At 47.9% G+C, this 15,052-nt stretch carries 13 protein-coding genes; 6 read left to right on the top strand and 7 right to left on the bottom strand.

The window, feature by feature from the left end; all coding sequences use genetic code 11:
- Nucleotides 1-54 precede the first annotated feature (54 nt).
- Nucleotides 55-1,095: an LbtU family siderophore porin gene (locus A3773_RS08115; RefSeq protein ID WP_067984864.1), complete on the top strand. Its 1,041-nt coding sequence runs from the start codon at nucleotides 55-57 to the stop codon at nucleotides 1,093-1,095.
- A 247-nt stretch (nucleotides 1,096-1,342) separates the two neighbouring features.
- Here A3773_RS08115 and A3773_RS08110 read toward each other — a convergent pair whose 3' ends face one another.
- From A3773_RS08110 to A3773_RS08080, 7 genes are all read right to left on the bottom strand, one after another.
- Nucleotides 1,343-3,718, bottom strand: a complete 2,376-nt coding sequence (locus A3773_RS08110; RefSeq protein WP_067984862.1) for a Lon protease family protein — start codon at nucleotides 3,716-3,718, stop codon at nucleotides 1,343-1,345.
- Between the two features lie 136 nt (nucleotides 3,719-3,854).
- The gene (gene aroE, locus A3773_RS08105; RefSeq protein WP_067984860.1) at nucleotides 3,855-4,682 is read right to left on the bottom strand and encodes a shikimate dehydrogenase; all 828 of its coding nucleotides are present in this window, start codon (nucleotides 4,680-4,682) and stop codon (nucleotides 3,855-3,857) included.
- Between the two features lie 31 nt (nucleotides 4,683-4,713).
- Complete coding sequence (gene hemF, locus A3773_RS08100) at nucleotides 4,714-5,628, bottom strand: oxygen-dependent coproporphyrinogen oxidase (RefSeq protein ID WP_067984858.1); 915 nt, start codon at nucleotides 5,626-5,628, stop codon at nucleotides 4,714-4,716.
- A 21-nt stretch (nucleotides 5,629-5,649) separates the two neighbouring features.
- Nucleotides 5,650-6,225 (bottom strand): L-threonylcarbamoyladenylate synthase type 1 TsaC, encoded by a 576-nt coding sequence (gene tsaC, locus A3773_RS08095; RefSeq protein ID WP_231902171.1) that lies wholly within the window; start codon nucleotides 6,223-6,225, stop codon nucleotides 5,650-5,652.
- Nucleotides 6,215-6,727, bottom strand: coding sequence for a 5-(carboxyamino)imidazole ribonucleotide mutase (gene purE / locus A3773_RS08090; protein ID WP_067985239.1), 513 nt, complete (start codon nucleotides 6,725-6,727; stop codon nucleotides 6,215-6,217). The genes tsaC and purE overlap by 11 nt, the downstream gene beginning before the upstream one ends.
- 145 nt (nucleotides 6,728-6,872) lie before the next feature.
- Nucleotides 6,873-8,021 carry a DNA-processing protein DprA gene (gene dprA / locus A3773_RS08085; RefSeq protein ID WP_067984856.1) on the bottom strand — a complete coding sequence of 383 codons (1,149 nt, stop codon included), beginning with the start codon at nucleotides 8,019-8,021 and terminating at the stop codon, nucleotides 6,873-6,875.
- 15 nt (nucleotides 8,022-8,036) lie between these two features.
- Nucleotides 8,037-9,065 (bottom strand): LysM peptidoglycan-binding domain-containing protein, encoded by a 1,029-nt coding sequence (locus tag A3773_RS08080; protein ID WP_067984854.1) that lies wholly within the window; start codon nucleotides 9,063-9,065, stop codon nucleotides 8,037-8,039.
- A 254-nt stretch (nucleotides 9,066-9,319) separates the two neighbouring features.
- Between A3773_RS08080 and def the strand changes: the two genes are divergently transcribed.
- The 5 genes from def to A3773_RS08055 all read left to right on the top strand — a co-directional run bounded on the left by def (nucleotide 9,320) and on the right by A3773_RS08055 (nucleotide 15,050).
- Nucleotides 9,320-9,832 (top strand): peptide deformylase, encoded by a 513-nt coding sequence (gene def / locus A3773_RS08075; protein ID WP_067984852.1) that lies wholly within the window; start codon nucleotides 9,320-9,322, stop codon nucleotides 9,830-9,832.
- Nucleotides 9,833-9,910: 78 nt separating this feature from the next.
- Entirely contained in the window at nucleotides 9,911-10,855 is a 945-nt protein-coding gene (fmt, locus tag A3773_RS08070) for a methionyl-tRNA formyltransferase (RefSeq protein WP_067984849.1), read from the top strand.
- A 5-nt stretch (nucleotides 10,856-10,860) separates the two neighbouring features.
- Nucleotides 10,861-12,168 carry a 16S rRNA (cytosine(967)-C(5))-methyltransferase RsmB gene (gene rsmB, locus A3773_RS08065; protein ID WP_067984847.1) on the top strand — a complete coding sequence of 436 codons (1,308 nt, stop codon included), beginning with the start codon at nucleotides 10,861-10,863 and terminating at the stop codon, nucleotides 12,166-12,168.
- A 41-nt stretch (nucleotides 12,169-12,209) separates the two neighbouring features.
- A complete protein-coding gene (gene trkA / locus A3773_RS08060; protein WP_067984846.1) occupies nucleotides 12,210-13,586 on the top strand; it encodes a Trk system potassium transporter TrkA in 1,377 nt (458 codons plus the stop codon).
- Nucleotides 13,587-13,601: 15 nt separating this feature from the next.
- Nucleotides 13,602-15,050, top strand: coding sequence for a TrkH family potassium uptake protein (locus tag A3773_RS08055; RefSeq protein ID WP_067984844.1), 1,449 nt, complete (start codon nucleotides 13,602-13,604; stop codon nucleotides 15,048-15,050).
- Nucleotides 15,051-15,052 lie beyond the last annotated feature (2 nt).

Here is a 15,052-nt window from a genome sequence, read left to right as displayed (position 1 = left end):
AATGTTATAATATAACTTAATTGCACTTGAAAAGATGAAGGGAACATAAAAACCATGAAAAAAACAGCCGTTGCTACATGCGTTGCAGCAACTATTGCTATCTCCTCTCCTGTATTTGCAGGCGTTGCAGAAGAGCTAGAAGCAATGAAAGCACGCATCGCGCAGCTTGAATCACAACTTGCTGCTCAACAAGCAACGATCGCCAAACAAGAAACCGTTTCTAGCACTAACTCCGGTGGCTTTGCTGATAATGTCTCCGTTTCAGGTGCCGTTGAGATACTTGCAACCCACTCTGAAGAAGACGGTGGCAACAGCACAAATGATGTGCTTCTTGATACGTTCGAGCTGGGTATTGAAGCGAAAATTAATGAGAATGTGACCCTTTCCTCATTAGTTGAATACGATTCAGACGCTGAAAAACTAGACGTAACTGAAGCTTATGCTGTTATTGGTGCGCCAGATAGCAACCTATCTCTTACTGTTGGTAAAGCACCTGTTCCATTTGCTGTTATTAACAGCAACTCATGGACTGATCCACTAACTGACGATGCTTTCGATATCAAAGAAGGCATGGCAATGGTTAGCTGGGGCAACGACAGCGTAACCCTTGATGCTTATACGTTTAACGGTGCTGAAGATGGTGACACGCTTGACACTATTGGTTTAGGCGCTGATTTTGCTGTAACTGAAGGCTTGTCTTTTGGTGCGGGCTACCTAAGCGATGTTGCTGATCTAAACGGCCTTCCAGCAGGCGATGCATGGCGTGTAAACGGCCTATATGAAGTCGGTGCGCTAGCGCTATCTGCAGAGTATATTGATATTGATGCTGACAACACATCTATCGACCCAACCTTCCTACACCTAAATGCAGGTTATGCAACTAACGTGTTTGGTGCTGACGGTCAAATCTTTGCAGGCTACAGTGAAACAGATGATGGCCAGAATGTTACTGATTTAGCTGAAGAACGTATTGTTCTAGGTGTAGAGCGCTCATTCGGTGAAAATGCGTCTGTTGTTGCAGAGTATGTTCGTGAAGAGTCATACAGCAATGAAGAAACTGATACTTTAAACCTTGTCCTTGTGACAGAGTTCTAAGTAGCTAGACCTACTAGGTTTAGTGGAATAAATCTGAGCAAATCGTCGGTCAACACCGCGGTTTGTTTGGAGTGTGACAGACCGGCATTGAATCCCCCTTCTATCATCAATGCCGGCCGTCACAATTTGGTATAGCCATAGTGTCAACGCTTCCGTTGCACTAATAGCGTGCATATTATCTGTAAAGCGTCGAGCATGGAACTAGCTTGCACCAACTTTTACCCTTTTTAATCACAAGGTATGAGGCTTAGTCCGCTTTAGCACTAGATATTTCGCGTAAGCGTTTAACCACTTGTGCATTAATACTTCGCTGAGTAAACGTACCATCCTCTTTCCGCTTACCGGCTTTGCGCCCCATCAGTATCTCTAAACACTCATCAACATGGGCAACCGCATAAACGGAAAACTCACCGGCTTTAACCGCATTGACGACTTCCGCCTTCAGCATTAAGTTACGGATATTCGCTTTAGGGATAATGACCCCCTGCTCGCCATTCAACCCCCGTGTTTTACACAGATTGAAATAACCCTCAATTTTCTCATTTACCCCCCCAATCGCTTGCACCTCACCATACTGATTAATCGATCCAGTGGTGGCGTAGTTCTGACTGATCGGAATATGGGTTAGGGCGGATATAAGCGTGCAGACCTCAGCAAGGGAAGCGCTATCGCCATCAACATAACCGTATGATTGCTCCAATGCGATACTTGCAGACATCGTCATAGGGAAGTCTTTTGCGTATTGGTTGCCTAAAAAGCCACTTAAAATAAGCACCCCTTTGGAATGGATCGGCTGACCCAGCGTAACCTCTCGCTCAATATCCACGATCCCTCGGCTACCGGGGTAGACCGTCGCAGTGATACGTGCAGGCGTACCAAACGCCACATCACCCACTTGCAATACGGTGAGACCGTTTGCTTTACCTATCGCCTCACCTTCGGTATCAATTAATACCGTTTCTTCAACAATACCTTCTTCAATCTTCTCAGCCATACGTGCAGTACGACGCTCTTTCGCGTTCAACGCCATCTCAACATGGTCAGCATTGATTAACTCATCTTCCTCTTGGATGCGTTTAAAATCCGCCTCACAGAGTAGATCAACGAGCTCACCTATATGGGCAGAGAGCAACTCTTGGTTTTGCGCTTGCCGGGAGCTGTGCTCCACCAGTCGAGCGACTGCACGACGTGTTAGCGGGGCTAAACCCTCCTCATCGGCTAAGGTTTTCATTAACCGTGCATAACTGCGTACCATCTGAGGTGTACGTTTTACATCCTCATCAAAGTCGACCACCACGCGGAACATCTTTTCAAAGTCGTGATCCAGCTCTTGTAATAAGTAGTAGATATCGCGAGAGCCGATCAGTACCAACTTGACCGTCAATGGCACCGCTTGTGGTAACAATGTGATGGTACTGATCCCTGTATATTCACTAGCAGGGCTTTCAATACGGATCTCGTGGGACTTTAAGGCGCGCTTTAACGCACCATAAACAAACGGCTGTTCTAATAACTTCTCCGCCTCCATAACCAAATAGCCACCATTCGCCTGATGTAATGCCCCAGAACGAATAAGCTTATAGTTGGTTGATAAGGCCCCCATCTCCGTGTTGTATTCCACACGGCCAAACAGGTTTTCATAACTAGGGTGGGCCTCGTAGACCACCGGAGCCCCTTTGGTTTTTATATTATCAACCAGTAGGTTAACCCCGTAATTGCTCTCCATGTAGCTACGTCGAGCCGCATCAGTAACCGGCTCTAACACCTTATCGTCGCCCACAATTTCACTGCAATTTTTAACCAGCGAGGTTTCCATTTCCGCCAAATAATCCATCGCAGCCGATAGGTTGGCGTATTTTTCTCTGATCGGTTGGAAGAGCGGGGAGATAGCTTCGCGCGTGGTATCACGATCAAGATTTTTTAGTTTCTCCGCCGCTTCTCGACGCCACTGAGGCAAACCGGTTAGCGCCTCATTTAACTGGTCTTCTAACTCGGAGATCGCTTTAGTAAAGGCATCACGGGCATCCTCTGACAACTGAGAGAAAACCGCTTCGTCCATCGCTTGCCCATCGGCAACCGGGGTAAAACCTATAGTGCCCGCATCGCGATAGACCGCGATACTATGTTCACGGGCTTCCCGTTCGACAGCATCGATCGCGCGATCATAATAACGATTAAAATCACGCTCAATTTTACTTTTCTTGCGTTGATAGGTCGGGCTTTCAAACGCTGCGGGCATTTCCGACAATGCCCCCTCAATAATCTGCTTTATATCCCGCTTAAAGGATTGCGCTTTACCCGCCGGGAAACTAATCGCTAAAGGATGGCGGTTATCTTGTAGATTATTAAGATAGATCCAGTCTTTTGGCGTTTTCTCTTTTTTAGCGACCGCTTTTAAGTTTTCCATCGCAAAAGAGAAGCGGCCGGTATGAGGCGTGCCCATCACAAACAGGTTATAACCTGGGCGACGCATACCTATACCAAACTCCATCGCTTCGATCGCCCTGTTTTGACCAAAAAATCCGGTAAAAGGCTCAAGCGTAGAGGTTGTTTTAAACGGTAGTAATTCAGGATCGCAGCTAAAATAGAGCTGCTCAGAAGATAGTCGGGTTTCCGTTACCATATGGCGCTCCCGCTGATGACTGGGGTCATTAAGAGATCACAATTTTTTTCATTGTGTTTGTTGAAGTTATACGCCCCAGACGCGCCGCTTGCAAGCGATGATATAAAAACAAGGAAAGATAACAGTTGTATTAAAATCAATCAGTTAATGCGGTGCGAAGCTGCTCAATTACCGCCTGAGAATCCGGCTCAACGCCCCGCCATATTTGAAATGATTGTGCGGCCTGCTCAACCAACATACCTAAGCCATCAATCGACTTTTCCGCACCGTGATCAGCCGCCCACTGACAGAATGCAGTAGGGGAGGCGGCATACATCATGTCATAGCACCAAGCGTTATCCGCTAAGACAGTCGCAGGGATAGGGGGCACTTCACCTTGCAGGCTAGCAGCCGTTCCATTGATGATTAAATCAAAACATTGGCCATCCAATGTATTAAAACCACAGCCTGACACATCACCTAAATGGGACGCCAGCGCCGCTAACTCTACCGCCTTTGACGCGGTTCGATTAGCAATCACCACGCAGCTCGGGTTTTGCTCTAATACCGGCTGCAACACGCCTCTAACAGCACCACCCGCACCTAGAATAAGAACCCGCTTCCCTTTAATCGTACCGCCATGGTTACGTATGATATCCCGTACCATGCCGATACCATCAGTGTTATCGCCGCAAAGACGTCCCTGCTCATCCCGATACAAGGTGTTCACCGCGCCGGCAAGCTCTGCACGGGGAGAGCGTACGCTCGCCAAGGCCCACGCCTCCTGCTTAAAGGGGATGGTGATATTTAGACCTCGCCCATCACCCGATAAAAACGATTCAACCGTCTGCGTAAATTGATCTTCCGCCACAGCGATCGCCTCATAGGTCAAATCTTGACCTGTACTTTGAGCAAAAGCCTGATGTATCTGTGGTGACTTTGAATGTTTTATTGGGTTACCAAAAACGGCATAACGGTCAGTCATGGGCAAAACTCTTTACATTGCTAAGGTAAGGTTAAATGTTTAACCAATCGGTTGGCTTCAAATAGCGATCATATAATACCGCTTCTTCACTGCCTTCCTCAGGCTTCCAATCATAACCCCAGCGAACTTCCGGTGGCAGTGACATAAGAATGGATTCAGTGCGCCCACCCGACTGAAGACCAAACAGCGTCCCACGGTCATAAACAAGATTAAACTCAACATAGCGGCCACGACGGTGTAATTGGAAATCACGTTGACGTTCGCCGTAGGCTTTCTCTTTATTACGTTCAATAATAGGGATATAGGCTTTGCTGTAAGCATTACCAATCGATTGCATCAGAGCGAAGCTCTTATCAAAGCCATACTCGTTTAAATCATCAAAAAATAGACCGCCGATACCTCGGGGCTCATCTCGATGTTTAAGATGGAAATACTCATCACACCATGTTTTAAAGTGAGGATAGATCTCTTCACCAAAAGGATCGCAGGCATCTTTAGCCGTCTGATGCCAAAATTTACAATCTTCATCGTTGCCGTAGTAAGGCGTTAAATCAAAACCACCACCAAACCACCACACCGGATCTTCACCCTCTTTCTCCGCAATAAAAAATCGCACATTGGCATGCGACGTAGGGATATAAGGATTTCTTGGGTGTATCACCAGCGACACGCCCATCGCCTGAAAATTACGCCCCGCTAACTCAGGTCGATGCGCAGTTGCCGAGCCGGGTAGCTTATCACCAAAAACGTGGGAGAAATTCACCCCACCTTTTTCAATAATGACCCCGTCCGCTAGTACCCGAGTGCGACCACCACCGCCCGTATCTCGCTGCCATTCGTCCTCAAAGAATTCACCACCGCCATCAACCTTTTCAAGGGCATCACAAATAGCGTCCTGAAGGCTTAATAGATATTCTTTTACAGCTTCGATATTTGGGGCGGACATAGTACTCACTCACTTATATGTTCAGACCCTAACGATACGGTCCGATTTTAAATCTTTAATTTGGGTTGGCTGAGACAATCCGCCTAAACAACCGGGCAAAATATAATCAAGCTCATCGCCGAAGTAAGTCTTTACTCTCAATATATCTCTTGCAGGGCAATGAGCTGAAGGATTGGCAGAAGTGGAAACGATGAACGATCCGTAAGCTTCAGTTAACTTTTTAACCAGTGAGTGATCGCTCACTCTCACAGCAACTGAGCTATGCTTTCCTTTAATCCATCTGGGGATTATATCTTTTTTGTCCGGTAAAACCCACGTATAAGGCCCCGGCCAACTAGCCGTTACTTTATCGTATTCGTCCGCACTGAGGTCATCTAACAGACATTGTATTTGAGACAGGTTGCCCGCAACTAAAACAAGCCCTTTATCGACAGGACGTCGTTTAATGTTGAGCAGGTGAGAGACTGCGTCTTGGTTAAAAGGGTCACACCCTAATCCCCAAACAGCTTCGGTAGGATAGGCGATGACACCACCTTGGTGCATCGCCCGGACAGACTGGTGGATATGCCACCAGTCTAAATTCTGATTACAGTTCACCGTTCTTTAGCTTTTCCTGCAACGCAGCATCTTTAGCAACGATGGAATCCGTATTAGCTTGGCGCTCCTGCTTTAATCTCTCAGCAAGATCGGCATCACCTACCGCCATAATCTGCGCACCAAGGTAGGCCGCATTTTTAGCACCGGCTTTACCGATAGCAACCGTCGCAACAGGAATGCCACCCGGCATCTGTACCGTCGAAAGCAAGGCATCTAAACCATCAAGCGATGAGTTAATTGGCACACCAATAACAGGCTTAGTGGTATTTGCAGCCACAGCACCGGCTAAATGAGCCGCCATACCCGCTGCACAAATAAACGCAACAGCACCACGTGCATCCGCATCTTTAACATAGTCATGCGTTTGAACGGGTGTACGGTGTGCGGAGCTAACTTTGATTTCAAACTCAACGTCCAATGAACGCAATACGTCAACAGCTGCGGTCATTACTGGAAGGTCGGAATCAGACCCCATTAAAATAGCAAGAAATGGTTTACTCATATCTTTCTCGAATAGGTAGTTAGTTAAGAGGCTGAACACTAAATGTTCAAAGCCCGCTTTGCAACAGCTGTTAGGTAATAGATATAGACGAAAAATATATAGAAAAACCGACTGATATTCTTTTTTATTTCATGTTAGGCATTTCTCAGCAACACTTAATGTAACCACCTTCCCGTTGCTCGACGACCCCCTTTAACTCCAGCGCCACCAGTATCTGACTCAACTCAGCAATACTAAAGCCACTTTGCACACTGAGTTGGTCTATACAGCACACTTCATAGCCCATCTGCTCTAAAACTTGGATTTCATCCCCACTCAGCTCCACTCGCACCCCCTGTTCAGCAGGAGGACCTAAGTGAGCCGAATCTAAATCTGAGCCTTCATTTAGGTAGCAACCCAGCAGAGGTGCAAGGTGATCAACCATCTCTTGCGCGGTTTCAACCAGCACCGCCCCCTCTTTAATCAACAAATGGCAGCCTCGGCTCAACGGGTTGTTTAAAGGGCCTGGCAACGCAAACACCTCTCGACCATGCTCCATCGCCATACGAGCGGTAATGAGTGATCCACTTTTCGGTGCCGCTTCAACAACGAGAACCCCAGCACTCATACCACTAATCAAACGGTTTCTTTTTGGAAAGTGGGGCGCGATGGGCGGCGCGCCCAAAAACAACTCACTAATCCACGCCCCGCCATTTTGCAAAATCTCGCTCGCGAGCACACGATTCCGAGCAGGGTACATTCGGTCAATACCGGTGCCAAAAACCGCAAGGGTTGGCTTGGAAATATCGACGCAAGCCTGATGTGCTGCGGCATCCACCCCTAATGCCAAGCCCGAATTAATAACAAGGCCGTTTTGCGCTAGCTCTAATGCAAACCCATAGGATTGCTTCAAACCGCTCTTAGACGCGCTCCTGCTGCCGACAATCGCTATCTGAGGTAGGCTGAGTGCGTCAACATTGCCGCGAACGAACAAAATAGGGGGCGGATCATAAATTTCGCGCAGTAAGTGGGGGTAATCCCCATGGGTAATCGGTAAGAGATGTGCATCGTCATAGGATGACTGCCACTGCAATGCATTCGCTATGGTCGTATGGATAAGCCCTTGGGAGGAGTGCTGATATTCATTCAGGGCATCAATGGTTTTTTGCTTAAGACCTAACCGCTGCCATTCGATTGTTGAAGCGGTAAGGAGTTTTTCAGGCGTCCAGCCATGCTCCCACAACCGCTTAATCGATGCCGGCCCTAGACAGGGCAGGGCTGCAACGGCGATCCAGTCCTTTGGATCTGCCGTCATGTTTACTTCCTTATATTACGGTTGGCGCAATGTATCGCCAATAGAAACCACATCAGTGCTTTGCATAATCAGGCCGTAGCTGACCTTTTCGAAGACTTTAAACACCATCAACTCACCGGAACGCTCACTCGGTAAGATGACAAAATCTTTAGTCACTGGATCTTTAATTCGTTCACCTTGACGGTAGATAGCAAAAACATGACCCGGCTCTAACCCTTCACGGACGCCCTTATTAATGGCAACCACGTTAAATTGACCACCATCACGCACACCACCGAGTACTTTAAGAATCTTACCTTCGACCCCATCAGGTGAAGACTGTGGATAAAAGATCGACTGAATACGCACCTCTTCCGTCGGTACAACTCGGTCCAATACGCGAATCTCTTTCTTCGACTTGACCACGTCCAAGCTAATCACACTATCAGCCTGCGCTTTAACATCCGCATCAGCCACTTTGGTCAGCTCAAAACCTAACATCTCATCGGTATCAGGATCTTTATACTCACCAGCGGCGCGATAAACACCTTGGCGACGCTGCTCTTCTAATAAAGTACCACGTGCATAAACACGGTCACCGGCACCCGCAATAATACGCGCGCTTCGACCACCTAACACATAAGGTGCATCTTTCAGAATATCTTCAGGCAACACCCGGTTATCATTTAGAAACCCGATAATGTCACGTAAAGGAATGGCCGGAATGGCATGATCTAACGGAGAGGTACGGGCACGCGGGTAAATACCACTGTCGCGACGTACACCTAAGCGGGGTTTACCATCCACCCATGTTAAATAGATAACATCACCTGGGTAGATCAGATGTGGATTATCGACTTGAGGGTTTACACCCCACACTTCGGGCCACTTCCAAGGGCTTTGTAAAAAACGCCCAGAAATATGCCATAACGTGTCTCCCTTCACGACTACATACTCTTGCGGGTAATCCTCACGAAGAAGCAAACTATCTTCTCGTGTTTCAGCACTAACGTGCGTAAAAGACAGCACCACAAAGGCAAGTAATCCACATAACAATTTTTTCATGTCTAGTTCCCTTATTACCCCAAGCCATAAAACTATCAAGCTAACGAGGTAACGACAATGCATTGAGCGTTCTAATCAGTATAATAGGCAGAATAATATTTTTCGCTATTGATCTCGACATATTATTTCGGCCAGTCGGCTGAAAAATCGAGAAAATTTGTTAGAAACAAACTACTTTCTTTCTAACGTTAGCATGTATCAATGAGAGATACCTGCTGGATAACCTCACACAACTGTAGAATAGATACTGAATCATGGCAAAATTAACCATTCTTGAATACCCCGATCCTCGCCTGCGAACTATCGCAGAACCTGTAGAAACGGTTGATGATGCCGTACGTGCTCAGATTGATGATATGTTAGAAACCATGTACGACGCGCCAGGCATAGGCCTAGCCGCTACACAGGTGAACATTCATAAACGTATTGTCACCATCGATATCTCAGAAGAACAAAACGAACCGTTGATTTTGATCAACCCTGAATTTGAAGTACTCGAAGACGAGTTACATAAATATCAGGAGGGCTGTTTATCGGTCCCAGGGTTTTATGAAGATGTACAACGCCCACAAAAAGTAAAATTAACAGCCATCGATTATAATGGCGAACCTTACGAGCTGATTGCGGAAGACCTCTTGGCGGTTTGCATCCAACATGAATTAGACCATTTAAATGGCAAACTTTTTGTCGATTACCTCTCCATGCTTAAGCGTAATCGCATTAAGAGTAAGCTTGAAAAGCAGCACAAAATGGAAAAACACGCGTAAGCGCGATCGACTACACTCTATTCTCAGGCTTGCGCGTAACACCGCAGGCCTGTTTTATTTGATTTGGATAACTTTTTTATGGCTAACACCCCACTTCGTATCGTCTTTGCAGGCACGCCAGACTTTGCCGCGTACAACTTACAAGCGCTGCTTGATAGCGAACACCAAGTGATAGCGGTGTATACCCAGCCCGATAAAAAAGGAAAACGTAAAAATCAGATGGCACCAAGGCCCGTCAAAGACCTTGCTCAAGCCCACGATATCCCTGTTTTTCAGCCCCATAGTTTAAAAACCGAAGAAGAACAGCAAGTACTCGCTAACCTTGAAGCCGACATAATGGTTGTCGTTGCCTATGGAATGCTGCTACCGAAGCCTATTTTAGATACACCACGCTTAGGCTGCATTAATGTACATGGATCACTCCTACCACGCTGGCGAGGAGCCGCGCCGGTCGAACGCGCAATGCTAGCCGGTGATGCCGAAACCGGCGTAACCATTATGCAGATGGACGAAGGCTTAGATACCGGTGACATGCTGTTAAAAGTCACCACACCTATCAGCCATAACGACACCGCGGCCTCCCTCTTTGAACGCCTAGGTAGCCTTGGCGCAACCGCATTAGTTGAAACATTAAACGGCATAAACGCCGGTCATCTAACGCCAGAGCCTCAAGACAACCAATTAGCAACGTACGCTCACAAACTCAGCAAAGAGGAGGGCGTGATCGACTGGACGCAAACGGCAGACGCCATTGACCTTAAAGTGCGGACATTAAGCCCCCGTGTTGCCGTGACCTTCCAGCTAGGTGATGAAACTATTAAATTACTTGAGTGCGAGCAACTCGACCAACAGGGCGTCGCAGGACAAATTTTACCCGCTGATAAAAAGAGCATTATTATCGGCTGCGGAAAAGGCGCCATTAAAATAAAAACGCTGCAACTTCCCGGGAAAAAACCGATGGACGCAGCCTCAGTACTCAACTCTAAGCGCGAACAGTTTAGCGCTGGCGTGCAGCTAGGATAACCCTAATGACATCCAATGTGCGCGCATTAGCCGCTCAAGTACTTACCCCTTTGCTGCAAAACAAAGGCTCTCTCAACACACAGTACCCCGCTATTGAGCGCCACTGTCCAGAGAAAGACCGCGCACTGCTACGGGAACTTTGTTACGGCACGATGCGCCACCATCCGCAACTTAACTGTCTGGTTAAATTACTCCAAAACCGTGCGTTTAAGTTTCGTGATATTGATATAAAAGCCATCGTTTTAGTCGGCCTTTACCAGCTCCAACACACCCGCATCCCCGCCCATGCTGCCATTAGTGAAAGCGTTGAGGCCTGTCGGGAACTCGATAAAGAGTGGGCAGGCAAAGTTGTAAATGCGATTTTGCGCCGCTTCCAACGGGAGCAAGAGGAGCTCGAAGACTCACTGGCAGACAATGAATCTTACCAGTTCAACCATCCCGAGTGGATGATCGCTAAATTAAAGAATAACTGGCCAGAGCACTGGCAACAGATCCTTCACGCCAACAATGGGCAAGCACCACTGACGCTAAGGGTAAACACCCTCAACACCGATAGAGACAGTTATTTGGCCCAACTTGAGCCGATCGTTGATGCCGAGAAAACCGTGTTCAGCCCCGCGGGTATTCGCTTATCCACCTCCCTAAACGTGGAGTCACTGCCCGGCTATGAAAGCGGCGCCTTTAGTGTTCAAGATGAAGCCGCCCAACTCGCGGCCCAACTGCTTGATCTACAACCGGGCCAAACCGTCTTAGACGCATGCGCTGCGCCGGGCGGAAAACTGTGCCACATATTAGAAACCGAACCGGCCCTTAGCGCCGTAGACGCGGTTGAATTAGAGGAAAGAAGAGCAGGGCGCATTGAGGAGAACTTAACCCGTTTGGGCTTAGAGGCACGCCTTATTATTGCGGATGCGTCCACTCAAACATGGTGGGACGGTGAACAGTATGACCGCATTTTATTAGATGCCCCCTGTTCAGCCACCGGCGTGATTAGACGCAATCCTGATATAAAATATTTACGCCAAGGTGAAGATATCCATGAAATATCTAAACTACAGCAAGCGATTATCGAAAACTGCTGGTCGATGCTCAAACCGGGCGGCAAACTTCTATACGCAACCTGCTCCATTTTCCCACAAGAAAATGAGCGGTTAATAAAACGGTTTATCGCACAAACCGACAATGTAAAACATATAACCATTGACGCGCCTTGGGGCATTCAACGTGAGTATGGACGCCAATTATTTCCACAAATTGACGGCCATGATGGTTTCTATTATGCACTGCTAGAAAAACAGGGTAAGCTCGACTAAAACGGCGACCCTACGCCTCTAGCAGCAGTAAAAGGCTGATAATGAAGATCATTATTCTAGGTGCCGGGCAAGTTGGCGGCACACTGGCTGAAAACCTAGCCCGAGAAGATAACGACATCACTGTCGTTGATACAGATACGAATCGACTGCGTGAGCTTCAAGACCGGCTAGATATTCGTACCATCGAAGGCAAAGCATCCTACCCCACCGTGCTTGAACAAGCCGGCGCGGTTGATGCGGATATGTTGATTGCTGTTACCAATTCTGACGAAGTGAACATGCTTGCCTGTCAGATTGCTCAAACGCTATTTAATACGCCCACAAAAATCGCCCGTGTTCGCGAACATGACTACTTAGATAAAAACCAAAAGATCTTTGGTGAAAAGGGCATCCCTATTGATGTCCGAATCAGTCCTGAGTTTCTCGTCACTAAACATATCAAACGGCTGATTCAGCACCCCGGCGCATTGCAGGTACTCGATTTTGCCGATGGAAAAGCGCAGCTGGTCGCAGTAAAAGCCTATTACGGTGGGCCGCTGGTAGGGCGTGAAATCTCCTACCTACGCACACATATGCCCTCCGTTGACACCCGCGTAGCGGCAATCTTTCGAAGCGGAAGCCCAATTATTCCGAAAGGCGATACGATCATTGAAGCCGATGATGAAGTCTTTTTTATCGCCGCACGCAAAGATATTTTAGCGGTCATGAGTGAGCTTCGCCGCCTCGACAACCCCTACAAACGCATCATCATCGCTGGCGGCGGTAATATTGGTGCGCGCTTAGCCGAATCCATCGAAGGCCGCTATCAAGTTAAAATCATCGAACGCGACCTCGAACGTTGTAACAAGCTAGCCCGTACCTTAGATAAAACCATCGTCCTCCAAGGCAGCGCATCCGACCGTGAGCTCTTAATCGAAGAGAACATTGAAGATACCGATGTATTTTGCGCCTTAACGAACGATGATGAGGCCAATATCATGGCCTCCATGTTAGCCAAACGACAAGGGGCCAGAACAGTAATGACCCTTATCAACAACCCCGCCTATGTAGATCTTGTACAGGGCGGGGCGATTGATATCGCCATATCACCACAGCAAACAACCATTGGTGCACTGCTCACCCACGTACGACGAGGTGACGTGGTTGCGGTGCATGCCTTACGACGGGGCGCGGCAGAAGCCTTAGAAGCGGTTGCCCATGGTGACAGCTCATCCTCCAAAGTTGTGGGCAAAACCATCGAAGAGATCAACCTGCCTGATGGGACGACCATTGGCGCTATTGTGCGTAACGATCAAGTGCTTATCGCTCATGATGATGTTGTGGTTGAAAGTGGCGACCACGTGATCTTATTCCTTGTCGATAAACGACGAATTAAAGAGGTCGAGCGACTTTTCCAAGTTGGCTTAACCTTCTTCTAAGCGGTAATTGAGCAAATGCATTACAAAGTAATTCTGCGCATTCTTGGTATTTTGCTGATGATATTCAGCTTCTCCATGCTGCCGCCTTTAGCCATCTCATACATTTACAATGACGGCGCTGATTTTGCGTTTATTGCAGGCTTTTTTATTACGCTGGTAACGGGGTTTCTTATCTGGATACCTGTCTACCGTGTCCGGCAAGACTTGCGCACACGGGATGGCTTTTTAATCACGGTACTCTTCTGGGCGGTATTGGGCTTTTTCGGGGCCTTTCCCTTTATGATCACCGAAGATCCGCACCTCTCTTTCGTCGATGCTGTTTTTGAATCCCTATCAGGCCTCACCACAACCGGGGCCACGGTTATCACCGGTATCGACTACCTGCCCAAATCGATTCTTTTTTATCGTCAGCAACTGCAGTGGCTAGGCGGTATGGGTATCATCGTATTAGCCGTCGCCATTCTGCCGATGTTAGGTATCGGGGGTATGCAGCTTTACCGCGCGGAGATACCTGGCCCGGTTAAAGACTCTAAACTAACCCCACGCATCACCGAAACAGCCAAAGCCCTTTGGTATATTTACCTCTCCCTTACCATTGTCTGTGGGGTCGGTTATTGGCTCGCAGGGATGGACGTGTTTGACGCGGTTAGCCATAGTTTCTCCACCGTTGCCATCGGCGGATTTTCCACCCACGATGCCAGTATCGGTTACTTCGACTCGCTCACAATTGAGCTGATATGTGTGTTCTTTATGGTCGTATCGACCGTTAATTTCGGGCTTCACTTTTTCGCTTGGCGCCAACGCTCCATCAGCCACTACTTTAAAGACCCTGAATTTAAATTTTATATTTCGACACTGCTGGGCATAACGCTTATCGCACTGATCGTGCTTATTGTCACCAACACTTACGAACCGGCTGAATCACTGCGTAAAGCCACCTTCATGGTGGTCTCGATTGCCACAACCTCAGGCTTTGCTACCGCCGACTTTGCCCACTGGCCAGCCATGCTTCCGTTTTTACTCTTTGTTGCGACCTTCGCCGGCGGCTGTGCCGGATCAACCGGCGGCGGGATGAAAGTTATACGTGTGCTACTGATTTTGAAACAGGGCTACCGTGAGATCCAACGCCTTGTTCACCCTAACGCAATCATCCCCGTTAAGCTTGGCAAAAAACCGATCTCTGACCGCGTGTTAGAAGCGGTATGGGGTTTCTTCTCCGTCTACATGATTGTCTTTGTTGTGATGTTAGTTGCACTGCTTGCCACAGGCTTAGACCAAGTCACCGCATGGTCCGCAGTCGGCGCAACGCTGAACAACTTAGGACCGGGACTAGGTAACGTATCAGCCCACTACGGCAACCTAAACGAGCCTGCAAAATGGGTGTTATGCTTTGCCATGCTACTCGGCCGATTAGAAGTATTTACCTTGCTTGTATTATTTACGCCGATCTTTTGGAAACGCTAAGC

Source organism: Neptuniibacter pectenicola (assembly GCF_001597735.1).
Classification (GTDB): Bacteria; Pseudomonadota; Gammaproteobacteria; order Pseudomonadales; family Balneatricaceae; genus Neptuniibacter; species Neptuniibacter pectenicola.
Note: the sequence above shows the minus strand (reverse complement) of the source record. Positions and strands in the feature narration are given on the sequence as shown.